The following is a 25,564-nucleotide window of genomic DNA, read 5'->3' on the forward strand; positions in this document are numbered from 1 at the left end:
AGGGGTGACAGGTGCGTTTCAGCTTTGGCGCGCTGCCTTGCGGAGACCTAACCGGCGGCGCAGGCGCTTGATGAAACCGGGCGGCCGCGCGGGCGGCGGTGGCGGTGGCGGGGGCGGCGCCGGCAAGGCGCGTCCCGGGGCTCCCGTGGCGCGATGGAAATCCAGCGCGTTGATCACCGACCGCCGCAGCTCGGCCGGCGCTCGATACACCGCCTCCAGGGCGATATCCCCGAAGGGGTCTTCCTGGGGCCCCCGATAGGCGAGCAGATAGCGCCAGACATCGGGCGGATTGACACGATGATCGCTCGCCGAAGCCGGCGCGGCCTCCCTCCCCGATCCGTCGCGAAAGGCGCCGTTGAAGTTCTCAACGCTCAGTTCCTCGAAGAACCGGCGCATGATGAACCGGCGCTCGCGCGCGTCCCGTTCCACGGCTGCGGGCGTCTGTGCCGACGTGTTGCTCCCGTGCAGGCGAAAGCGGACCAGCTGGTCGGGCATCACGTGGATCGGGTGCTTCTGCAGCAGACGTAGCCACAGATCATAATCGGGCACCTGGCGCAGATACTCGTCGTACAGACCGCATTCGGCATAGACCTCGCGCCGCAGGAGGACGGAGGGGTGGCAAAGGCAGTTCCCGCCTTCCACCAGTCGCTTGAGCCAGAGGTGCCGAGTCCGGTTCGGCTGGGTGAAGATGGTTGTATCGACGAAGCCCGGTTCGCTGATCGGTTGGCCGGCGGCATCGATCCAGCTCACATCGGAGAACACCGCCGCGCAGTCCGGCAGGCGCTCCAGAAGGGCGATCTGCCGGGCGAGCTTGTCCTGTTCCCACACATCGTCGGAATTGCACACGGCGATAAGCGGCGCCTGGGCCTGCCGCACGGCGACATTCATCGCCGCGCTGGCGCCGATGTTCGTCTCCAGCGGCATGTGAATCAGTCGGACATCGTCGAAACTGCGGATCACCGCGTTCGAGCCGTCCGGAGAGGCATCGTCGACCACGATCAGCTCGAGGTCCGTCATCGACTGCCCGAGGACTGAGCTGATCGCCTCCGCGATGTAGGCCTCATGCCGGTAGGACGGCATGACGACGGAGACACGCGGTGTAACAGGCGGCTTTTCCATCGGAGTGTTCACTGTTCTTCCCTCTGGGCCGACGGAAAGGGCCGCGCCGGCACGCCGGCCATGATCGCCCCAGCGGGAACTTCGCCGACCACGCAGGCCCCCGCGGCGATGAAGGCGCCGTCACCGATCGTCAGCGGCCGGCCCGGCGACCCGTTGCGAACCGAGGCGCCGACCCCGATCCACACCCCTTCACCCACCCGGACATGGCCGGCGACATGTGCTCCAGGGCAGATGGTGGCGAAGGCGCCGATCTCGACATCATGCGATAGAACGCAGCCGAAATTCACCAGCCCGAAATCGCCGAGGCGGACCGCGGCGGAGAGCACGGCGCCATGGAACACCTGCACCCCCACGCCCACCCGCGCGGAGGCGAGCATGTGCGCCGTGGCGCTGACAAAGCGCCCGAGGGGCAGGCCGGCCGCGCGCAGACGGTCCGCGAGCCGTTGGCGGACGGAAATCTCACCAATGGCGACGAACCAGTCGCAGCCGCCGAACCGGGCGGCTGCGTCCGCGAAGGCAAGCACCGGCACGCCGTCGACGACGCGTCCCGGCGCCAGATCGTCGACGAAGGCGCACACGCGAGCGCCCTCACGCTCCAGCTCGTAGCGCAGCTCGCGGGCCTGGCCGCCCGCGCCGTACAGCACCGCCTCGCCCCCCAATCGCAGCTCGTCCCGGCCCTGCATTGCCATCCGTCTTCCCCGGGCGCCTCAGCGCAGGCACGCCTGCGCCGATTCGCAGACATAACGCAGTTCCGCTTCCTCCATTGTGTCATAGAGCGGAAGCGCGACGATGCGCGGGGCGATGCGCGCGGTGACGGGCAATTCGTCCACCACCGAGATATCCTTGAAATAGGGCTGCTCGGCCAGATGAGGGCTGAAATAGGTGCCCAGCCCCACCTCCATCTCCTTCATTCGCTGCACGAAGCGCGCCCGATCGACACCGGCCCCCTCCGGCAGGAGCGCCGGCACGAACTGGTGGACGGCGCGGCTTCCTGTCTGACGCTGGAAGGTGAAGTCCGGCAGAAGAGAGCGGTAGAGCGCGTAAAGTTCGCCCCGGCGGCGCACCACCCCATCGATCTCGTCGAGCTTTCGCAGGGCCTGCAGCGCTGGCACCTCGGCGAGCTTGGCGTTGAGGCCCGGCATCTCGGCGGCACGGGCGCTGTCGAAGCCGAAATTCTCCATCTGCCGCAGGCGGACGATACGCTCGGTGTCGGCGCTGTAGATGACCGCGCCCTCCGACGTGGCGAAGGTCTTGGTGGCGTGCATGGAATAGACGACGGACATGGGCGCGCCGCGTCCGAAGCCATGCCCGCCGGCATCGCGCGCGCCCAGCGACGCGGCGGCATCGACCACCACCCCGACGCCGGTGCGCGCGGCAAGGTCGGCGTAGCCGTCGAGATCGAGGCAGTTGCCGAAGGTGGCATAGGTGACGATCACGGCGACCTCGTCGCCATGACGATCGAGCAGACGGCGCTCGGCTTCGCCCGAGGGTAGCCAGGTCTCCGGCTCGATGTCGTAGAGGAGAGGCGTGAGACCGCACCACGCCGCCGCATGGGCCGTCGCCGCGAAGGTGAAGGAGGGCACCAGGGCGTAGCGGCCGCGGCGACGGCCGAAATAGACCGCCTCCTTGATCGCCAGCAGCAGCGCAACCGTGGCGTTGCAGGCGGTCAGGCAGGCGCCCTCGCCGCCGAACATCTCGTCCCTCAGGCGCGTCTCGAAGGCGGTGTTGATCGGACCGAAATTCGAGAACTGGCCCGAGGCCTCCAGCGCCGCCAGATCATCGCGGTGATCGCTCAGGCGAATGGGCCGCGGCTTCAACAGGGGCACGCGCATGTGACTCTGACTTCTCGCGCCTTTTAGCGCGCAACGAGGCTACTTAAGGTCGGCTTAGTTAGAACATTTCCGAACATTACGCGAGCCACGTTGAGAAATCCGAGGCCCAAAGGGTGGGACAAGACAACCGGAAGCTGCGACATGCCCCCCCGTAGACCGCTGCCGGCGTGAGCCGCCCGCCCGTGCGCCGGGCAGCTATCAGCGTTGAGAGGGCGAAAGCACGTCCGGTAGATCCGGGCGGATGCGTATAGGTGGGAGCCTTGACGTTACGTACGATGGCGTGGAAGTTGGGGCCTGCGGTGGGGCCACGCGCGGGGCACGGGCGGTCGCCGCGGGCTGCTCGTGCCTGTCGTCGCTGCACCGGAGCGTGGTGTTCGTCCGCATCTGGTCGTCACCTCCCGCCGTTTCGATTTGGGAGCGCCCCATTGCCGACGACAAGAGCCTTCGTTTCCGGTCTGGAAAACGCGCTGCGACGTACCACTCTGGGTAAGTGGCTCCGGCTGCGCCGGGAGACAGCGGAACAGTCCTGGCTGCGGGCCGAGATGGCGCAGGCGCGGAGCGACGCGACGACCGCCCGTGAGATCTATCGTGCTCTTGCCCGGCGCAGGACGACAACGCCGCAGGGCTTTCTCTATGCGGGACTGGCGAGCTACCGGCTGGGACGGGCCGCGCGCGCGACGAAAATCCTCGCGCGGGGCCACCATCGCCATCCCGGCGACGCTTTACTGGCAGAGCACTGCCTTCGCCTGTGTGTCGAGCAGCAACGGCTGCGATGGCTGATCGATATGCTCGATGCCCGTGGCGGGCGGAGCGCCTTCGAGCAGCTGGTCGGTCAATCCGAGGACTGGAACACGCAGGTCGATCTGGTGGCCTTCCATAGGGAAGCCGGCGCGCCGGAGCGTGCCGAGACGTCGATCCGGCAGATCATCGAGGCCAGCGACAACGTCGTCGCGCTGTGGCGCCTGGGGGATATCCTTCTCGCATGCGGCCGCAGGGACGACGCCGCCACCCTCTACAGGCGGCTTTCCGCCCGCGCGATCGACGGGCCCGATGCCGCGCTGTACGCCTCCTTGTCCTTCGAACGGCTCCTCGAACCGCGCGAAGCCGCCGCGCGGCTGGAGGCGCAACTCGCGCGATATCCGGACGCGGCGCATCTTCGCGAGCATTACCTGCGTATTTCGTTTGAGCACGGGCTTTTCGACAGGTTGGCCAGGTGGGTGGATCCCGGGGCCGACAGTGCCGAAGCCATCGAGGCTGCTCTGGACCAGTTCTCAGAGCGCCAGCAGCAATTGAAGATCGTGAACTACTATGTCGACAAGGGAGACCTGACCCGTGTCAGGCAGAAGCTGAGCCGGGGGCCGGGGGAGCCGCCCGACCCGAGCGATGCACTGTTCCACATCGCGCTCCGGCTGACCGAGAAGGGCTTTGCCGCCGAGGCCGGTGAAATATACCGCAGTCTGATGGATCGGCCCCGCGAGAGCATGTGGGATTCATACTTCGCGGCCGCGTCCGCCCTGCGACTGGGCGATATCGACGGCTGCCTGACGGCGCTTGAGCAAGGGCTGAGACGATCTCCGACATCGGTTGAGCTTGAACATTTTTATCTTCAGATTTCGACCTATCACCTGAAACATCAGCGCTGTGCCGCGTTCATGGCGACCTTGCCGGGTAAACCTGATTATGGCGGCCTGAAGGTCTCCGATGTCTACATCACGGCGATGCGGTCGGACCCCTTGGTCGCCGAAGCCGTTATCATGAACTACCGGGATATTCAGCATCTCTGCACCGCGGATCAGTTTGCGGAACTTCTCCGGGCGGTGCTGGACAGTGTGGGCCGGGCGCATATTCCCCGCGACAAGATGCGGCTGTTCACGTTTTTCTCTCGCTATCTGGACCTGGATGAGACATTCACGACGGCCCTGCGGGAGACGTTTCGCCTGCGGCTGGCGGAGGGGGCGGAGCCCGGTGACGCGCTGGCCAAGGAGGAGCGGGTCGTCGACATGCTTTTCCGGCTGACCCCGCCCATGGTTCCATCCGCCGGCGGCCGGGCCGAGGCGCAGACGCGCCAGTTCATCGACGCCTGCAAGTCTCTCGCGCGGGCGCCGCTCGAACTGGCGGAGCCGATCCGCGACATGTCCTTCAGCTGGACGCCCTGGCAGTACCTGTTCTGCCTCGGCGCCATGGAGAGCTACAACGCTACGATCGCCGCGCTGGAAAGCGTCGCCTTCGCCGCCTGGCCGAGGCTCAACCACACTGCCAGCCATGTCATCGATCCGGTGCTGCGACCCGCTGCGGGCCGGCGCATCCGCATCGGTTTCATGGTGCATGATTCCATGCCCATGATGTCGGGTCTGCTGGCGGGGCTGGACAAGAACCTCTTCGAGACCGTCTTCATCCGTCCGGGCGTCATGGGGCCGAGCCGGGCCGCGCGCAACTGGGTGCAGCGGGCGGAACGCGTGGTCGAGGTCTCCGACATGGACGCGTATGCGGCCATAGACGCGATCGCGGCCGAGCAGTTCGACATCATCGTGTCGGGACCGTCAGGCGCTGCGGTGTTTTTTCCGATGATGGCGCGGCTCGCGCATCTGCAGATGGTGCTGCTGGAGCCGAACTGGACCGACGGGCTGACCCATGCGGATTATTACATTTCCTGGAAACCCGCCGAGCCGGCGGAGGTCGGACGGTTCTACCGATCGCGCGTGGCCCTCCTGGATGAGCCGCCCTATTATATCGAACGGCACGCGGTGGAGGCGATCTCCGACGCCGAGAAAGCCGAGCTGAGGCAGCGTCTGTTCGGCCCGCGCGCCTCCGGGCGCATCTATCTGTGCGCCAACACCCCGCCCAAGATCCACCCCGATATGGACGGCCTGTTCCGCCGGCTGCTGGAGAGCGATCCTGAAGCAACGCTCGTCTTCCTGCGGGGTGATTATCCCCCGTCGAAGACGCTGCGCTTCCGGCTGCACCAGCGGCTCGGCGCTCTCATCGACCGGGTGGTTTTCCTGTCGACCCTGAAGCAGGCGGATGCGCATGGCCTGTTGCTGTCCGCGGATTGCTGCCTGGATTCGTTTCCGCTCTGCGGCATGTCGTCGAGCTTTGACGCGGCGATGCTCGGCGTGCCCCTGGTGACGCTTCCCGCGGAGATGCCTTTCGGGAAATGGACGGCGACCATCTATCAGCATATCGGCGTGTCGGGGCTGACGGCGACAAGCGAGGACGAGTATCTGCAGATCGCCCTCCGTCTCGCCAACGACCCTGCCTGGCGTCAGGCCCGGGGGGCCGAGCTGCGGCAGAAGGCCGGTCTGTTCGTCGAGAGCGCGGCGAGCGTCGGCGAATTCGCGCAGTTCATCGCCCGGGCCTGGGAGCGCCATCTCGCCGGCCTTCCGCCGGCGGACTGGAGTGACGGCGACTGGTACACGCGCGCGACGCCCCCGGCGTCGACCGTCGCACGGGCGAGGGCCGGATGATCGCGCAAGCGCGCTGACCGCCTTAGCCGTACCGGCGCTGCTGTTCCTCGGCGATCGCCCGCGCGCGGTCATAGAGGATGAAGTCCGCCTCTGCGACCGTCTCGATGACGCGGAGGGCTTCCTTGCCGAGGTCGCGGCGCTGGACGCGCTGCGGCGTGGCGAGGTGACGCGGGATTTCCGTCATCGGCGTGAGCCCGAACATGGTGAAGGCCACCCGGATATCGCGGTCGAGCGTCGGCGTGGTCGCCACCCAGGCGCAGGACTCCAGATGCTGCAAGGCGGCCTCGAGCCCACGGCCCGCGGCAAGCGCCTCGTCTCCCGCCAGATGGTTCGTCATCATCCCCAGGCGCGTCCGCAGCTGCGACTCCGGGTCGAGCAGGAGCGCGTCGATGGGGCGGGAGGCGGCTTCGTCGGCGCCCCGCTGGGCAGCCGGGCCGAAGATCCCCGCATCGGCGTGGGCCCGCCAATAGCCGTACAGGGACAGGATGTGCTCGACGGGATCGCGCAAGACGGTGAGCACCTGCGGTCTCTGCGGAAAGAGGGAGAGCGCATCCCACCCGAAATGGCCCGAGAGCAGCGCGTAGCCCGTCGTCCGTTCGCGCAGCTCCTGCTCCGACAGCGCCACATGGGCGCGACCGGGATACACGGCCGCGGAAAGGACCGAGAACAACGAGGTCCCGCCCGTCTTGGGGATGTGCAGCTCAAACAGCATGGCGCCTTCCGTTTGTGACGGCAGAACCCGTCTTATAGCGCGTTTGCCGGCGGCGCGGGATCAATGACGCGTGCCATCCCCATCGGCATCGACGGTTGAAGTTGGGTCCGGGCGCGGGGTCTTCTATTCCAAGGGGCTGATCCAGAAGCGCGGGCTGGAATATGCCGCCTTACTGGCTCCGGGCCCGGATAAACAACCTTCACAGCTCCCACATCTAGGTGTTCAACGCGCCGGACGCCGAATAACTCTGCGGAACCGTGACCCTTTCGCGCCTTGGTATTCCAAAACCCGTTGACCGGTCACTTGGCCCTGGCCTAGCTTCCACGGTGGTAGCCTAAGGTGGGTTGGGAGCCCGATCCGCTGGGTGAGGCGTGGCGCGTTCGCGCCGGGTTGAACAGGGTGTCATGATGCGCGCGCCGGTCGTTCGGACGGAACTTGCCAGATACAGGTCCGCCCTTCTCGCCTCGGTCGCCATGCGCCTGCCGCGCCCGTCCGCCGCCGCAGTGCGGATGGCGTTGCTGACCGGCACTGTAACGCTGCTCGCCGCTCCCGCCTGGGCGCAGACGGCTTCCTTCATGCCGGCGGGCGGCGCAGGTGGAGCAGGACCAAGCGGCTGCCGTGACTGCACGTCCGGCGCAGGCGGCGCGAGCGTGCCTACGGGCAAGGGCCAGAAGGGCCAAAGCGGCAACGGGCCGAGCCGTGGCGTAAACAGGTTTAAGATCGGCGGCGGTGGCGGCGGTGGCGCCGGCACAACCGGCGGGACCGGTGCCAACAACGCTGGGCAATTCAACGGCGGCAAGGGCGGGAGTTCCCCTGGAGCCGACGGAGCGAACGGCGAGCAATCAGCCGGCGGCGGCGGCGGCGCACATGGGTATGTCGGGGCCAGTGCTCCTGTTCAGTCCGTCACCGGCGGCGCGGGAGGTAGTGGCGGCGATTATTATGCATACTCTTTCGTATTTATCGCGGGCGGGGGCGGCGGCGCGGGCGGTTTCGGCGCCGTCATCTCCGGCACGACGCAATCCCCGCTGATGTTCCTTTTAAATGCCACCGGCGGGGCGGGCGGCAGCGGCGGCAACGTGGATATAACCGAAAACGTTTATGGCGGCGATGGCGGCGACGGCGGCATCGGCCTCTATCTTGCGCCCACATCCGCGACCCAGTTTCTGATCGATGCGGCCATGACCGGCGGCGCCGGCGGCACTGGCGGCTACACGCAGGGGGGCCCCGCCGGAAACGGCGGCAATGGCGGCGCCGGCGTTGTGCTGACCGGAGGGTCGAACCTCACTATCCAGAATACTTCGTCAGCGGTGGGCGGCGCCGGCGGCATAATCGGCTCTGGCGGACAGGCGGGCAATGGCGGAACGGCAGGCAATGGTGGCGCCGGCATCATCGTCACTCAGGCGACCACGCTGTCCGAGCCCTACACCGTGTCGGTCGAGGCGGGCGGCGCAGTCACGGGCGGCCAAGGCGGGACCTCGGACACGGTGCAGGGAGGCGGTGGCGCCGGCATCTGGATCGCCCCGCCCGGCGCGACGGTGCCGGGCGGCACGTTGGTGGTTACCGTTGGCGGCAAAGTCACGGGCGGCGCTTCGCTGGGCGGCACGGGCGGCGGGGGCGGCGCGGGCATTTACAGCTCGGGCGGATTGGATTCCTTGATCATTGTGCGCGGAACCGTGCAGGGCGGCGCAAGCAGGCTCCTTTCCGGAGCGAGTGGCGCGACGGCCAGCGCGGGCGTGGCGGGGAGTAACATCTCGCTGGTCATTCTCGAAGGCCACGTCGTCAAGGGCGCGACAGAGTTCGGCGTCCAGCCGGCGGCCGTGGCCTTCACCGGCGGCACCAACACGCTGGAACTTTCGGGCAGCGGCGGGCTCGATGGCGCGGCGATCGGCCGGGATGGGGACACGTTCGAACTGAGCGGCAGCGGCACCGAGTCGATCACGCTCTCGACGAGCCTCACGCCCTCCACGCAGACCCTCCTGGGCTTCTCGAACCTCGTGAAGAGCGGTCGGTCCTCCTGGACGTTGGGCGGGGCGCTCGACTTCACCACGATGACGGTCGAAGGCGGACAGCTGACGCTCGCGTCAGGCACCAGCCTGGGGGGCGGGAGTATGACGGTGGCGTCGGGCGGCACCCTCGACGTGGGTAATCTCGTCTCGACGGGCCCGGCCTCTTTCCTTTCGCTGACGGTGAACAGCGGCGGCACGCTCGCCATCGGCGACGTGGCGAGCGCGCCAAGCACCTCCTTCTCCGTCGCCGACACTCTGTCCATCGGCGGCACGCTGCGCGCGACGCTGACCGACCAGGGCGTCGCGCCGATCCTCGCGCAGGGCGCGGTGCTTCAGGACGGTTTCACGGTCGAGGTCGCGGCGGACAGCGTCCTGCGCACCGGCCTTTATGACCTGATCATCGCCGGCCCAGGCGGGATCTCCGGCGCGACAAGCCCGGTGTCGTGGACGGTCGACGATTATACCCTGACGCTGCTGACGACCGCTTCCAGGCTCCAGCTCCAGGTCTCGACGCCGACGCTGCGCTGGAACGGCAACAACACCAGCGGCCCGCCCCAGGGCGGCTCGGGCACATGGAGCGCCGGGCCCACCACCAATTGGACCTCGCCGAACGGCACGGAGAACCTGGCCTGGAACAGCAATACGGCTGTGTTCGGCAGCAGCAATGGCGGCATCGTCACGATCGACAACAGCGCCGGCGCGGTCTCCGTCCAGGCGATGAGGTTCGAGAGAAACGATTACGTCATTGCCGGCGACGCGCTGACGCTCGCCGGGCCGAACGGCACGACGGTTGTCACGGTGGGCGAGGGGGGCACTACCGCCATCATCGCCTCTAATCTCATCGGCAATTCCCTCACCGTGAGCGGGCCGGGGACGCTGACGCTCACCGGAACCAACACCTATACGGGCGGTACCACCATCTCCGCCGGGGCCACCCTGGTACTTGGCGAGGGCGGCGCGGGTGGGGCGGTTCTCGGCGACATCGTCACCTATGGCACGCTCGGCCTTATCGGCGGCCTCCCGACCGTCGCCAACACGATCTCCGGCACGGGCGGGGTCGAGGTCGGCAGCAACGGCATCCCGCTCCCGGTCCCGGTCACGCTGGCGGGCAGCAACACCTATAGCGGGACGACGCTGGTCTCGGGCAACCCGCTGATCCTCGCCAATGCCTCCGCCCTCGGCTCGACCGCGGGGGGGACGCGCGTCGAGGCGGGTGGCAGCCTCGCGCTCACCGGCTCGATCGCCATCGGCAACGAAGCGCTGACGCTGAACAGCATCGGCGACGACATCGCCCTCGGCGGGCTGCTCAGCCTCTCCGGCGACAATAGCTGGGCCGGGCCGATCAGCCTTCCGACCAGCCTTGGGGTTACCGGCATCTTCTTCGCCGCGCCGGGCACGAGCCTGACGCTGTCCGGCAGCATTTCGGGCACGCAGGGCGTCACGGTCTATGGCGGCGGGCTGATCGCGCTGACGGGGACGAACAGCTTCACCGGCGGCGTGACGGTGGCGAGCGGCACGCTTCAGGTGGGCGGGGACGCGGCGCTCGGCGCCGCCTCGGGCGGCCTGACGCTGACCGGCAGCACGTTTTCCGTCACCTCCGGCTTCACCACGGCGCGCACGGTCACGCTCGGCACGGGCGGCGGCACGATCAGCGTGGCGGCGGGGCAGACGCTGACCCTCTCCGGCAGCGTCGAGGGAACGGGCGGCCTCGTCGTCTCGGGCGCGGGCACGCTGTCGCTCGCCGGTGCCGCCGTGCAGGCCTCCCCCGTCTCGGTGGCGAGCGGCGCCACCTTGGCCGGCTACGGCGCCATCACCGACGCGGTCTCGATCGCCGGCGGCGCCACGCTGGCCGGCGGCTATGCGGCCGCCGACAACACCGCCGGCACCGCGCTCCAGACCGGGGCGCTGACGCTGGCGGCGGGCGCCACCACCCTGCTCGCCTTCGGGGCGAACGCCAATGCCGGCGTCGCGGACGTCAACGGCGCCCTCGCCCTCGCGGGAACCCTCACCCTGGAGGGGGCGCCCGCGAACGGCACGGGCGTCTATCGGGTCTTCACCTATAGCGGCGGGCCGCTCACCGGCACGCTCAGCGTTTCGGGCACGCCCGATACCTATCTGGCGACACTTCAGACCGACGTTCCCGGACAGGTCAACCTGCTGCTGGCGGACGCGACCGCGATCCAGCGATGGGCGGCCAATGGCAGCGCGGCGGGCGGCAGCGGCACCTGGAGCAGCGCCGGCCTGACCTGGCTCGATGTGGCCGATGCGAGCACCGCCTGGGGCGGCACGTTCGGCATCTTCGCCGGCCCTTCGGGGACCGTCACCATCGCCGGCGCGCAGAGCTTCGAGAAGCTGGAGTTCGTCAGCGATGGCTACGAACTCGTCAGCGACGGTGCCGACGGCTCCGGCCTCGCCTTGACCGGCAAGGGCACGCTGTGGGTGGAGGGGCACGACATCACGGCGACGATCAGCGCGTCGATCTCCGGCACGGGCGAGCTGGTGAAGGTGGGGGCGGGCACGCTCGTGCTGGCGGGCGCCAACAGCTATACCGGCGGCACGCGCATCTCGGGCGGCTTCATCAGCGTCGCCAGCGATGCCGCGCTCGGCGCCGGCGGCCTGACGCTCGCCAATGGCGGGCTCATCGGCACCGCGGACGTCACCCTGTCGCAGGCGGTGACGCTGGCCGGCACCGGCACCTTCGCGCCGCAGAACGGCGTGACGCTGACGCTCGGCACGTCGATCACGGGCACCGGCACGCTCAACAAGGAAGGCGGGGGCACGCTCGTCCTGTCGGCGGCCAACCGTTTCACCGGCGCGACCGTCATTCGCGCGGGCACCGTGGTGGCGCAGGGCGGCTCGGCCCTGCCGGATACGTCCGATGTGACGATCGCGGCGGGCGGGCTTCTCGCGCTCGAGGTCAGCGAGACCATCGGCACGCTCTCCGGGGCGGGCGCCGTTCAGCTCGGCACCGCGACCCTCACCCTCGCGGGCCCCGGCTCGACCTCGTTCGCGGGCGTCATCTCAGGCGATGGCGCTCTCGCCATGACCGGCGCGCAGACCCTCGTGCTCACCGGCGCCAACAGCTATACCGGCGGCACCACCCTTGTGAGCACCGCGACGCTGGTGGTCGGCGCGGGTGGCGCGAGCGGCTCCATCACGGGGCCGGTCGCCAATAACGGCACCCTCTCCTTCGTCCGTTCGGACGACGTCACCTTTGCCGGCGCCATCTCGGGCAGCGGCACCGTGTATCAGCTCGGCGCCGGCACGCTGACGCTCACCGGCGCGAACAGCTTCACCGGCGGCCTCGTCGTCGGCGCGGGCACGCTGGAGGTGGCCTCGGACGGCGCCCTGGGCGCGGCGAGCGGGGCCTTGAGCCTCAACGCGGCGACCCTGCGCACCACCTCTTCCTTCACCTCGGCGCGCGCCATCGGCTTCACCGGCCTCAACACCGTCGAGGTCGCTTCCGGTACCGTGCTCGACCTCGGCGGTGCCTTGTCCGGCAGCGGCGGGTTCGAGAAGACCGGCACCGGCACGCTGGCGCTGTCCGGCGCCGGCACGCTCGGGGCCGGCGTGACGATCAGCGCCGGCACGCTGGCGCTGCAGGGCAGCGCCCTCACCGCGCCCACCCTCTCGGTGGAGAGCGGTGCGCGGCTCTCCGGCTTCGGCCAGATCGCCGCCACGATCACGGTGGACGCGGGCGGCACGCTGCTCGGCGGGTCGGCGGCCGCCGGCGACGCTGCGGCGGGGGGGCTCTCGACCGGCGCGCTGACGCTCGCGTCGAGCGCGACCTCCGTGCTTGAGCTCGGGGCCCGGACCAATGCCGGCATTGCCCATGTGACGGGCAACCTCTCGCTCGCGGGCACGCTCGACGTGACCGGCACGCCCGCGCACGGCGCCGGGCTCTACCATGTGTTCAGCTATACCGGGACATTGAGCGGGGACGTGACGCTGGGCACCACGCCCGCCGGCTACACGGCGACGCTCGACACGTCCACGGCGCAGACCGTCTCGGTGCTTCTCAGCGACGCCAGCCCGTTCCAGTTCTGGACCGTCAACAAGGGCGCCAGCTTCGGCGGCAGCGGCACCTGGACCTCCACCAGCCGCACCTGGGACGAGGCGGCGGCCGGGGTGGTCCTGCCCTGGGGCGGCGAGGTCGGCATCTTCACCGGCACGGCGGGCACCGTGACCATCGTCGGGCAGCAGGCGTTCCAGAAGCTGCAATTCGCCAGCACCGGCTATCTCCTCAAGGCGGATGCGGCGACGGCCGGCTCCGGCCTCACCTTCACCTCCGGCGGCACGCTGTGGGTGGAAGGCGCGCTGACGCAGGCGCAGATCGATGCGCCTATTTCCGGCAAGGGCGGTCTCACCAAGGTGGGGGCCGGGCTGCTGCTGCTCGGCGGCGTCAATGCCTTCGAGGGCGGGCTCACCGTCGCCGGCGGTTTCGTTGCCGCCGCTTCGGATGCAAGCCTCGGCCGCGCGACGGGCAAGATCACGCTGGCGGATGGCGGCCTGTGGGCGGTCGCCGACATTTCCACCTCGCGCACCTTCGTGCTCACCGGCACGGCGATGCTCGGCGCCGAGGCGGGCCGGACGCTGACCGTGAACGGCAATGTCACCGAGCAGGGCGACCTGCTGAAGCTGGGCGCCGGAACGGTGATCCTCGCCGGCGTCGGCACCTATGCCGGCGAGACGCGGGTCGCCGCCGGCACGCTGGCGCTGTGGAGCGGCGCGGCGATGGCCGACCTCTCGGGCGTCACCGTGGACAGCGCCGGCACGCTGCGCCTCGGCGCCAGCGAGACCATCGGCTCGCTCGCGGGCGCGGGCGCGGTGGACCTTGCCAGCTATGTGCTGACGACCGGCGGCAACGACCGTGACACGACCTTCTCCGGCGTCCTCTCGGGCAGCGGCGGCCTCACCAAGACCGGTTCGGGCACGCTGGTGCTGAGCGGCGCGAACAGCTTCACCGGGTCCACCACCATCGCCGAGGGCACGCTGCAGATCGGGGAGGGCGGAACCCGCGGCGCGCTCGCGGGCACGGTGCTCAATGACAGCCTGCTGGTCTTCAACCGCTCGGACGCCGTCACCTTCGCCGGCTCCATTTTCGGCACCGGCGCGGTACGCCAGAGCGGCAGCGGCACCCTCACCTTGTCGGGGCAGAATATCTTTTCCGGTGGCGTCGAAGTGGCGGCCGGCACGCTCGCCGTCGCGTCCGACGCGGCGCTCGGCGCCGCTGCCGGCACGGTCGCGCTTGGAGGCGGCACCTTCTCGGCCACGGCAAGCTTCACCTCGGCGCGCAGCTTCTCCCTCGACCTCGGCAGCGGCACCATCGCCGTCGCGGCGGGCCAGACCCTGACCCTCACCAGCGGCATCGTCGGCCTTGCCGGCCTGACCCTCGCGGGACCGGGCACGCTCGAACTGTCCTCCGCCGTCAGTTCCTATGAGGGCAACACGCTCCTCGCCGGCGGCACTCTTCTGTTGAACGGTGCCAGCCTTACCGCCACCGATGTGACGGTCGCGGCGGGCGCGACGCTCACCGGCTTCGGCAGCATCACGGACGGCGTCTCGGTTCTCTCGGACGGCGTGCTCTCCGGCGGCGTGTCGAGCCGCGACAATCCGCAGGGCGCCGCGCTGCAGATCGGCGGAGATCTCACCTTGGCGGCCTCCGCGCTCTCGGTGCTGGCGGTCGGCGGGGGCGCCAATGCCGGCATCGCCACCAGCGCGACGCTCGCGCTCGGCGGCACCCTGGACATCACCGGGACGCCCGAGACGGGCGCGGGGATCTATCGCGTCTTCACCTATACGTCCGGCGTGTCCGGCAGCCTCGCCATCGGCACCACGCCCAGCGGCTTCAGCGCCACGCTCGAGCGCAGCATCCCCGGCCAGGTCAATGTCCTGCTGGCGGATGCCTCGCCTCTGCTGGGGTGGACGGCGAACGGAACCGACTTCGGCGGCTCGGGCACCTGGTCGTCGTCCGGCACCACCTGGAACGAGCTTGCCTATGACACGCTGGTGCCCTGGAACGGCCAGATCGGCATCTTCGCCGGCACGGCGGGCACCGTGACGGTCGCGGGGAGCCAAGCCTTCCAGAAGCTCGAATTCGTCACCGACGGCTATGAGATCGCGGCCGACAGCACGCCCGGATCCGGCCTCACCTTCAGCGGCGGCGGCACGATCTGGGTCGAGGGCCACGACGTGACCACCCTCGTCCAGGCGCCGATCTCCGGCACGGGCGGGCTTGAGAAAGTGGGCGCGGGCACCCTCGTCCTCTCCGGCACCAACCTCTATGAGGGCGGCACCCGCATCAAGGGCGGCGTGCTGCAGATCGCCTCGGACGCCGCGCTCGGCGCGGCGAGCGGCGGGGTGACCCTGGCCGGCGGCGCGCTCTCGGTGGTCGGCTCGCTGACGCTGACGCGCGCCGTGACGCTGGAGGCGCGCGGCACCTTCGAGGTCTCCGGGAGCGATACGCTCACCCTCGCGGGGACGGTCTCTGGTGCGGGCGGCCTGCGCAAGGAGGGCACGGGCACATTGGTGCTTGCCGCCGCCAACGCCTATCAGGGCACGAGCGTGATCGAAGGCGGCACGCTTCTGGCCGGCGTCGCCGGCGCGGTGCCGGCGGGCAGCGATGTCACCGTGCAGTCGGGGGCGACCTTGCGGCTCGGCGCCGACCAGAGCATCGGCGCGCTCGCGGGCCGCGGCCATGTCGACCTGTCCAGCTTCGCCCTGACCACGCATACCGGCACCGATTCCCTGTTCGCGGGGAACCTCTCCGGCAGCGGCAGCCTCGCTCTGACCGGCAAGGGAACGCTCACCCTGACGGGCGACAACAGCTATACCGGCGGAACCACGATCATTGGCGGGTCGCTGCGGATCGGCGGCGGCGGCACCAGCGGCAGCCTCACCGGCAACGTGTCGAATGCGGGCGCCCTGGTCTTCGACAGGTCCGATGACGTGGTCTTCTCCGGCTCCATCAGCGGGTCCGGCTTCGTCGCCCAACTCGGGACCGGCACGCTGACGCTGACCGGGGAGAACAGTTTCAGCGGCGGCGTGGGGGTGCTGTTCGGCACGCTCGCGGTCTCTTCGGCGGCCAATCTCGGGGATGGTTCCGCGGCCATCCAGCTTGCCGGCGGGGGGCGCCTGGCGGCCACCGCCAGCTTCACCCTCGCCGCACCGGTCACGCTTATTCTCGGTGGTGGGATTTCGGTGGCGGACGGCGCGAGCCTGAAGCTCACCGGCGGCATGAGCGGCGATGGCGGCTTCACCAAGGAGGGCGGCGGCACGCTGGTCCTTACCTCCGACCTCCGGCATTCCGGCGGCGTGGTGATCGAGGCCGGCACCCTGCAGGTCGGCGAGGGCGGCGCCGCGGGCTGGATCGCCGGGTCGATCACGAACAATGCTGCGCTGGTCTACGACCTGAAGACCGACTACACGCTCTCCGCCCTCACCGGCACGGGCTCCCTGACCGTGCGGGGCGGGGGCCGCGCGACCTTCGCCGCCTCCGGCTTCACCGGTCAGGTCGCCGTGTCGAACGCTCACCTCGTCCTTGCCAGCGGCATCGTCTCCTCGGCGGGCTTCACCATCGGCTCGGACGGCGTGCTGAGCGGAGCGGGACAGGTGGCGAGCCTCACCGTGCGGCAGGGCGGCTTGGTCTCGCCGGGCTATTCGCCCGGAACGCTCCATATCACCGGCAATCTTACGCTCGACGCCGGCGCCACCTACGCGGCCGAGATTGCGCCCCAGGGCGTGAGCGACCTCCTGGCGGCGCAGGGCACCGCCACCATCGCCGGAGCGACGCTGGTGGTGAGCAGCGGCCAGGGCACCTACCGGGCGGGGACGACCTATACCATCCTGACCGCAGATGGCGGGCTGACGGGGCAGTTCGCGGATGTGCGCTCGCTCCATCCCAGCACCTTCCTCGATGTCAGGACGAGCTATGACGCGAACAGCGTCTATCTGACCCTGGCGCGCAATGGCACGCACTTCCCCGATGTCGCGCAGACCGTGAACCAGGCCGAGACCGCCTATGGGGTGGAGCATCTCGGCCCCGGCAATGCGGTGTATGACGCGGTGCTCGGCCTGTCGGCGGTCGAGGCGCCCGCCGCCTTCGACGCGCTCTCGGGCGAGGCCTATGCGTCGGTGAGCAGCGTGCTGCAGCAGCAGTCGATCTATGTCCGCGACGCGGTGAGCGGGCGGCTGCGCCAGGCGCTGACCGCGCCGGGCGTCTCCCCGCTCGCCTATGGCCCCGGCCCGGTGAAGGCGCAGCTGGCGGAGGGCTACACGCCGACCCTGTGGGCGCAGGGCTATGGCGGCTGGGGCAACAGCTGGTCCAATGGCAATGCCGCCAGCATCTCCAACACCATTGGCGGCTTCCTCATGGGCGCGGATGTGTCGGTGGCGGAGAATGCCCGCGCCGGCCTGTTCGGCGGCTATAGCCGCTCGACCTTCGATGTCGACGGGCGGTCCTCGTCGGGCTCGGCGAATAATTACAATCTCGGCCTCTATGCCGGGGCGCAGTTCGGCGCCGTGGCGCTGCGCGGCGGCGCCGCCTACACCTGGCACGACCTCTCTATGTCGCGCAGCGTGGTGTTCCCGGGCTTTGCCGAGTCGCTGAAGGGCAACGACACCACAGGTACGGCGCAGGTCTTCGGCGAGATCGGTTATGATGTCGAGGTCGGCGCCATCGCCTTCGAGCCCTTCCTCGGCCTCGCCTATGTCAATGTGTCGGGGGCTTCGCTCGGCGAAGAGGGCGGGGCGGCGGCGCTGTCCGTCTCCACCGACGACATGAGCACGGTCTACTCCACGCTCGGCGTGCGGCTCGCGACCACGGTGGAGGTGGGCGGGCGCACGCTCACCCCCTATGCGACGCTGGGTTGGCAGCATGCCTTTGGCGATGTGACGCCGAGCTCGACCATGCAGTTCGCCGGTGGGTTGACGCCGTTCACCGTATCCGGCGTGCCAGTGGCGGAGGATGCGCTGCTCCTGGAGGCGGGTCTGAGCTACGCGCTCTCGCCCAATGCGCAGATCGGCGCCACCTATGCCGGACAGCTCTCGGGCGACGCCTCGCAAAACACCTTCACCGCCCAGTTCTCGCTGAAGTTCTGAGACGGGGGAAAGGTGAGAGGGGAGCGCGGCGTTCCCCTCCGGCGCAAGCACACCCTGCGCCACTGTTCCCCGCGCGGGTCATGAAAGAGAAAGCCCGAGCCGATGCCGGGAGATCGCCGCGCAGGATACCGCGCCAACGGTTTTCCCAACAAATTGAAGCCGCTCACAGGCCTGCTTACCGTCGGCCAAGCTTTGAAATGCCGATGGTTTCATGGTAGGCCAGTTACTGGAATACCATACGCGTGTAGATGAGGCCTTTTTAGGGCCAGACCGCGCGGGGACAGAAAAGCGGGTCTCTGGAACGACAAGGGCAGGGGGCGGAACATGGCACACAATGGTCGAGGGCACGTGCGGAATGAGCGCCGCCTCCCCCAGCACATTCCGATGGTCGTTCCGCCGTGGTCCGTCATGCGTCCGGTCAAGATCCGTTCCGGATTGAGAGAGGTCGGGCTGGTCACTCTGCTCACGACGACGGCCCTGCTCGGAACGCTCAGCATCGCCTTCGCCGACGGCGGCAACGGCGGATCCGGCACCGGGGACATCGCAGGCGGGGCCGGCGGCGTTGGCTATCAGGGCGCAGCGGGCGGCGATGGTACGTGGGGCTTCGGGTTGCCCTTTAGCGGTGGCGGTGGCGGTGCCGCGGGTGGCGGGGCAGGGGGCGCCGGCGGGACGTGCGGCGACGAGTGTATCAGCCACGGCGGCGCGGGCGGGACGGGCGGTCTGCACGGCAACGGCCAAGGCAGCGACAGCCTCGTGAACCTGCTTGTCATGACCGGTCAAAATGGTGGTGACGGTTATGACGGCCGCAACTTTGACAATGCCGCAAGCGGCGGCGGCGGCGGCGGGGGCGGCTATGGAGCCGTCGTCACCAGTGGCGGCACGCAGTTGAACTTCGGCATCATCACAGCCGGAGCTGGCGGCAGCGGCGGCGACAGCGACGGCGGCTCCTTCTCCTACAATAATTACACCAGAGGTGGCGACGGCGGAGATGGCGGCGTCGGTGTCTATTTCGTGAGTCCAGGCGTCACTTTCACCAATTTCGGCAGCATCACCGCGGGCAATGGCGGTGGCGGCGGCGACGGCGGTGGGGCCAATACGGGAAGTGGTGGCGGCGGGGACGGCGCGGCGGGCGTCATCTTCGCCGGAAGCGGCAACAATGTACTGACCAACTACGGCACGATCACGGGCGGCACGGGCGGCGACCCTGGGTCCGTCGGGGGCTGCTGTTGGTGGAACAATGGCACCCCCGGAGCCCCGGGCGCCGGCGGTGACGGCGTCGTCGGCAGTGGACTCACGGTGATAAACGGCGGCACCATCACTGCGGGCCGCTGGGGCGAGGGTGGGGCGGCGGCCAATGCCATCACCTTTACCGGGGGCACCAACACGCTTCAGATCCAGACTGGCTCGGTCATCAACGGCAACGTCGTCGCAAGCGGCACGTCCACCCTTCAGTTGGGCGGTTTGGGAAGCGCCACCTTCGACGTGTCGCAGATCGGGGGAACGGCTCAATATCAGGGTTTCAACGCGTTCGAAAAAGTCGGGTCGTCCACATGGACACTGACAGGAACCGCCATAGCTCCCACCTCCTGGAGCGTCTTTGAAGGCGTGCTCGTTCTCTCCTCGATGTCCGTCCTCGGCGGGAGTTCGGCCAGCTTGACGGTGAACGGTGGCACCCTTCAGTTCGGCTCAGCGTTGACAATCGACAATGCGATCAACATTGGCCCCCTCGGGGCATTTTTCTCCCTCGACTACACTCCCGTGACGATCTCCTCGGACATAACCGGCACCGGGGAGCTCTGGGTCTTTGGAGGGAGTGTTCTCACCCTGTCGGGCGCGAACACCTACACGGGCAATACCAATGTCGGCTCGGAGACGACACTCGCGCTCACGGGCACCGGCAGCCTCTCTGCCACCGGCACCGTAGACTTGGCGGCTCCCTATCTGACGATCGCCGGCGGTGTCCTCGATATTTCGGGGGTGACGACCGGCGGAGTCACCGTGGGGGGACTCACGGGAGGCGGCAATGTCTTGCTCGGCGCGAACACGCTGACAGTGGATGTGGGCAGCGCCTATTCGTTTCCCGGCGACTTGTTTAGCGGCATCATCGCTGACCACGGCTCCAGTCCCGGAGAAGGTGGTGGGCTGGTCAAGCAGGGAGTGGGCCTTTTCATTCTGAGCGGCGCCTCGACCTATAAGGGAAGCACGACGATCAGCGCGGGAACGCTCGCTCTCTTCGGGAACGGCAGCCTTGACGCTAAAAGCGCGATCAGCATTGCCAGCGGCGCCATCCTGGACATCAGCGGACTGAGCACGCAAGGGCTGTCGGTCGAGGGCCTCGCCGGGTCCGGCGCGGTGATGCTTGGCAGTCGCACGCTGACACTTTCCACCACAGCGGATAGTCTCCTGGCCGTCTCCGTGGCGGACGGTGGCCGCTATGGCGGCACCGGCGGCTCGGTGGTCAAGCAGGGCAGCGGCACGCTGACCCTCACCGGGACCAACACCTTCTCCGGCGGACTTTCCGTTAACGGCGGGGCCGTACAGGTGGCGGCCGATGCCAATCTGGGCGCGACGAGCGGCAGCGTGGCGCTCGATGGGGGCACGCTCGCGATCACCGCCGGCTTCCTTTCGAACCGGAGCGTTTCTCTGGGTAGCGCCGGCGGCACCTTGAATGTGGCAGGTGGCCAGACATTCACGCTGGGCGGCGTCCTTTCCGGGGTGGGCGGCCTTTCCATGACCGGCGCCGGCACCGTCGCCCTCACGGGAACCAGCACCTATACAGGGGCCACCACCATCAACGCCGGCACGCTGGGGCTTTATGGCGGCAGCCTGGCTTCCCCCTCCGTGACCGTCGCCAGTGGCGCGACCCTCACCGGCTTTGGTTCCATCGCGGGAGCGATTTCGGTGGCCGGCGGCGGCACACTGGCCGGCGGCGTCACCAGCCAGAACAATCCGGCGGCCACCGCGCTCATGGCCAGCAGCCTCACCCTCGCCACGGGCGCGGATTCGGTGCTGATGCTGGGCGGGGCCGCCAATACCGGCATTGCCGAAGTCAGCGGCGACCTTGCGCTCGCGGGCACGCTGAATGTGAGCGGCGATCCGCTTCATGGCGCCGGCCTCTATCGCGTCTTCACCTATGGGGGCACCCTCTCCGGCAGCCTCACCCTCGGCACCACGCCCGTGGATTACACGTCGAGCCTCGATACGTCCCAGAACGGCCAGGTGAACCTTCTGGTGCAGGATGACAGTTCCGTGCAGCTCTGGATGGCCAATGGCAGCACGCCGGGCGGATCGGGTAGCTGGACCTCCTCCAGCGCCACCTGGTACGCGACTCCCCCCGGCGTCGCCATCCCCTGGGGCGGGCAGACCGGCATTTTCACCGGCGCCGCCGGAACCGTGACGCTGTCCGGCAGCCAGTCGATCGAGAAGCTGGAGTTCGTTACCAGCGGCTATGTGCTCGAGGCGGATGCGAACGTCGCCGACTCGGGCCTCGCCATTCACGATGGCAGCCGTCTTTGGGTGGAAGGGCACGACGTCACCGCCACCATCACGGCGCCGATCAGCGGCACTGGCGGCCTTGAGAAGATCGGCGCCGGCACACTGGTGCTCAACGGGGCCAATACATTCACCGGTGGCCTGCGCATCAGCGGCGGCACGATCCAGACCGGCAGCGACGGCGCGCTGGGCGCGGCCGGCGGAACCCTCACGCTCGCGCGGGGCGGCCTTGCGGCGAGCAGCTCCTTCGACACCACGCGCCGTGTCACGCTCGAGGGCTTCGGCATACTCAGCGTCGCCGCAGGGCAGACGCTCGGTGTCTCCGGCTCCATCTCGGGCACCGGCACGCTGCGCAAGGAGGGTGACGGCACCGTGACCCTCAGCGGCACCAACTCCTATGCCGGCGACACGGAGATCATCGCCGGAACGCTGCATATCACGGGCGCAAACGCCATTCCCGCCGCGTCGGCGGTCAAGATCGCGGCGGCGGGCACGCTGTCGCTCGGGGCGTCGAACAGCATCGGCTCACTGCAAGGCGCGGGCAGCGTCGCCCTCGGCGCCTTCACGTTGACCACCGGCGGGGATGGGAGTTCGACCACCTTCTCCGGCAGCATCGGCGGCGCCGGCGGCCTCGTTAAGACCGGCACGGGCACGTTCGCCCTGACCGGCGCGAACAGCTTCACCGGCGGCACCACCATCGCCGAGGGCGCGCTGGTGGTCGGCGACAGCGGCACGGCCGGCAGCCTCGCCGGCGACGTGGTCGACAATGGCGTCCTTGCCTTCTACCGCGCCGATGCGGTCACCTTCGCCGGAACCATCTCGGGAACGGGCGCCGTGATGCAGGCCGGCGCCGGCACCTTGACGCTCACGGGTGCCAACAGCTTCAGCGGTGGCATGCAGGTCAATGCGGGCAGCACCCTGCAAGTCAGCGCCGATGCCAATCTCGGCGCCGCCAGCGGGACGTTGGCGTTGCAGGGCGGCACACTGTCCGTCAGCGCCGGATTCACCAGCACGCGCACGGTCGGTCTCAGCGGCGGCGGCACGATCGCGGTTGCCGACGGGCAGACGCTCACTTTGGGCGGCGTCATCGGTGGCGATGGTGGTCTCACCAAGACCGGCACCGGAACCCTCACGGTCACGGCCAGCAATACCTTCACCGGTGGCGTCAACATCGCCGCCGGCACGCTGCAGATCGGCAATGGCGGCACGACCGGGTGGATCAACGGCCCCATCGTGAATAATGGCAGCCTCATCTACAATCTGTCGGGAAGCTACGCCTTTCCCTCCGCGCTCAGCGGCTCGGGTACCGTCTCTCTGCAGGGGGGCGGCACGGCGTACTATGAGGGCAGCACCTTCACCGGCACGATCCCGCTCGATGGCGCCAATCTCGTCCTCTCGAAAGGCGTTTCCACCACCTCCGCCTTCGTGGTGGGCGCCAACAGTGTTCTGAGCGGCTCCGGGACCATCGGCTCGCTCGTCGTCAATGCCGGCGGCACCGTCTCGCCGGGCTATTCGCCGGGCAGCCTCGTCGTCTCCGGGAATGTGGCGTTCAACAGCGGCTCCACCTATCAGGCAGACGTGGCCCCGGGGCATATGAGCGATCTCATCACGGCGGGGGGCAGCGCCACCATCGCTGCCGACAGCCAGGTCGCCATCGTCGGTGCCCGCGGCTCCTATGCCAATTCCCGGACCTTCACCCTGCTGTCAGCGGCCGGCGGCCTCACGGGGACCTTCTCCGGCGCCACCTCCAACCTCGCCTTCCTGGACCCGCTCCTCAGCTACAGCAGCACGTCCGTCTACGTGACGCTGGTACGCAACGACATCCCCTTCGTGCGGGAGGCCTTCACCAGGAATGAGCGGGCGGTTGCCACCGGCATTGAGAGCCTGGGCGCCGGCAATGCGATCTATGACGCCGTTGCCTCGCAGCGCAAGGGCGAGGCCTATGTGGCCTTCGACGCGCTCTCGGGCGAGGCCTATGCCTCGGTGAGCAGCGTGCTGCAGCAGCAGTCGATCTATGTCCGCGACGCGGTGAGCGGGCGGCTGCGCCAGGCGCTGACCGCGCCGGGCGTCTCGCCGCTCGCCTATGGCCCCGGCCCGGTGAAGGCGCAACTGGCCGAGGGCTACACGCCGACCCTGTGGGCGCAGGGCTATGGCGGCTGGGGCACCAGCTGGTCCAATGGCAACGCCGCCAGCATCTCCAACACCATTGGCGGCTTCCTCATGGGCGCGGATGTGTCGGTGGCGGAGAATGCCCGCGCCGGCCTGTTCGGCGGCTATAGCCGCTCGACCTTCGATGTCGACGGCCGGTCCTCCTCCGGCTCGGCGAATAATTACGATCTCGGCCTCTATGCCGGGGCGCAGTATGGCGCCGTGGCGCTGCGCGGCGGCGCCGCCTACACTTGGCATGACCTGTCGATGTCGCGCAGCGTGGTGTTCCCGGGCTTTGCCGAGTCGCTGAAGGGTAGCGACACCACGGGCACGGCGCAGGTCTTCGGCGAGATCGGCTATGACCTGGACGTGGGCGCCATCGCCTTCGAGCCCTTCCTCGGCCTTGCCTATGTCAATGTGTCGGGCGCCTCGCTGGGCGAAGAGGGCGGGGCGGCGGCGCTGTCCGTCTCCACCGACGACATGAGCACGGTCTACTCCACGCTCGGCGTGCGGCTGGCCACCACGGTGGAGGTGGGCGGGCGCACGCTGACCCCCTATGCGACGCTGGGCTGGCAGCATGCCTTTGGCGATGTGACGCCGAGCTCGACCATGCAGTTCGCCGGTGGGTTGACGCCGTTCACCGTGTCCGGTGTGCCGGTGGCGGCGGATGCGCTGCTGCTGGAGGCGGGACTGAGCTACGCGCTCTCGCCCACCGCGCAGATCGGTGCCACCTATGCCGGCCAGCTCGCCGGCGACGCCTCGCAGAACACCTTCACCGCCCAGTTCTCGCTGAAGTTCTGAGGGGAGCGGCAATCTACGTGGCGGTGGTAACACCGCGTCGGATAATCGATCCACGCCCCCGCGTGGGGGGCGACAATAGGCGATCATCTCGACGCCGGTGCCGGCCGCGTTTCTATCCACGCCCCCGCGTTGGGGGGCGACAGCCGTAAACCATCGGCGCCGCGCTCCACGCGTTTCGATCCACGCCCCCGCGGGGGGCGACCCGAGCGGTCGGCAAGCGCGGTGGGACACGCTGGTTTCGATCCACGCCCCCGTGAGGGGGGCGACTGCCGTCGTCGCCTTCCAGTGCCCCAACGGCCTGTTTCGATCCACGCCCCCGCGTGGGGGCGACCGGGTGCGTTAGCGAGCGGGCCAACCCGCCGACGTTTCGATCCACGCCCTCGCGTGGGGGGGCGACCCAATCATAGAGCCGCGCGCCCCGGAACTCGAAGTTTCGATCCACGCCCCCACGTGAGGGGCGACACCGGCTTAGGCGTCGGCGTGATATCGAGCCCGTCGTTTCGATCCACGCCCCCGCGTGGGGGCGACAGGGCGGATTGTCCGCATCGTTGCCGAAGGCCGCGTTTCGAACCACGCCCAGCGTGGGGGCGACTCGCCGTTGCCGATGCCCTGCCCGACCACGAAGTTGTTTCGATGCACGCCCCCGCCTGGGGGCGACCCTGCCAGAAGGCACCATTGGCCAAGAAGCAGCTTGTTTCGATCCACGCCCCCGCGTGGGGCGACGGTGACGGCGTCGCTCGAGTTTCTATCCACGGCGACATCCTCGGCCCAGAGCTGCTCGACATGAATGAGCGCGCATTGGCGCGGGCCGAACAGATAGTGCTGCAGCGCCGAGAGCGGGATCAGCGCCTCCTCCGTCTCGCGGTCGATGGGGGAGGCGGTCATTGAACC

8 protein-coding genes are annotated in these 25,564 nt (G+C 68.9%); 3 read left to right on the forward strand and 5 right to left on the reverse strand.

The annotated features are described in order from the left end of the window. Nucleotides 1-18: 18 nt before the first annotated feature. From ACP2AH_RS05415 to ACP2AH_RS05425, 3 genes are read right to left on the reverse strand one after another with little or no spacing between them, the layout of a single operon-like run. Nucleotides 19-1,119 carry a glycosyltransferase gene (locus ACP2AH_RS05415; RefSeq protein ID WP_425104879.1) on the reverse strand — a complete coding sequence of 367 codons (1,101 nt, stop codon included), beginning with the start codon at nucleotides 1,117-1,119 and terminating at the stop codon, nucleotides 19-21. 8 nt (nucleotides 1,120-1,127) lie between these two features. Beyond that, entirely contained in the window at nucleotides 1,128-1,808 is a 681-nt protein-coding gene (locus tag ACP2AH_RS05420) for a NeuD/PglB/VioB family sugar acetyltransferase (RefSeq protein WP_425104880.1), read from the reverse strand. Nucleotides 1,809-1,826: 18 nt separating this feature from the next. Continuing rightward, nucleotides 1,827-2,951 carry a DegT/DnrJ/EryC1/StrS family aminotransferase gene (locus tag ACP2AH_RS05425; RefSeq protein WP_425104881.1) on the reverse strand — a complete coding sequence of 375 codons (1,125 nt, stop codon included), beginning with the start codon at nucleotides 2,949-2,951 and terminating at the stop codon, nucleotides 1,827-1,829. 425 nt (nucleotides 2,952-3,376) lie between these two features. Here ACP2AH_RS05425 and ACP2AH_RS05430 point away from each other — a divergent pair, with 425 nt between their 5' ends. Beyond that, entirely contained in the window at nucleotides 3,377-6,415 is a 3,039-nt protein-coding gene (locus tag ACP2AH_RS05430) for a hypothetical protein (protein ID WP_425104882.1), read from the forward strand. A gap of 22 nt (nucleotides 6,416-6,437) precedes the next feature. Here ACP2AH_RS05430 and ACP2AH_RS05435 read toward each other — a convergent pair whose 3' ends face one another. Continuing rightward, nucleotides 6,438-7,127, reverse strand: a complete 690-nt coding sequence (locus tag ACP2AH_RS05435) for a hypothetical protein (RefSeq protein ID WP_425104883.1) — start codon at nucleotides 7,125-7,127, stop codon at nucleotides 6,438-6,440. Between the two features lie 1,028 nt (nucleotides 7,128-8,155). Between ACP2AH_RS05435 and ACP2AH_RS05440 the strand changes: the two genes are divergently transcribed. Then, on the forward strand, nucleotides 8,156-18,232 hold the full coding sequence (locus ACP2AH_RS05440) for an autotransporter-associated beta strand repeat-containing protein (RefSeq protein ID WP_425104884.1): 10,077 nt from the start codon (nucleotides 8,156-8,158) through the stop codon (nucleotides 18,230-18,232). A gap of 408 nt (nucleotides 18,233-18,640) precedes the next feature. Next, nucleotides 18,641-24,673, forward strand: coding sequence for an autotransporter domain-containing protein (locus ACP2AH_RS05445; RefSeq protein ID WP_425104885.1), 6,033 nt, complete (start codon nucleotides 18,641-18,643; stop codon nucleotides 24,671-24,673). Nucleotides 24,674-25,141: 468 nt separating this feature from the next. Here ACP2AH_RS05445 and ACP2AH_RS05450 read toward each other — a convergent pair whose 3' ends face one another. Continuing rightward, a complete protein-coding gene (locus ACP2AH_RS05450) occupies nucleotides 25,142-25,558 on the reverse strand; it encodes a hypothetical protein (protein WP_425104886.1) in 417 nt (138 codons plus the stop codon). Nucleotides 25,559-25,564: the final 6 nt, after the last annotated feature.

The sequence above is a fragment of the Ancylobacter sp. genome, assembly GCF_965249975.1.
Taxonomy (GTDB): domain Bacteria; phylum Pseudomonadota; class Alphaproteobacteria; order Rhizobiales; family Xanthobacteraceae; genus Ancylobacter.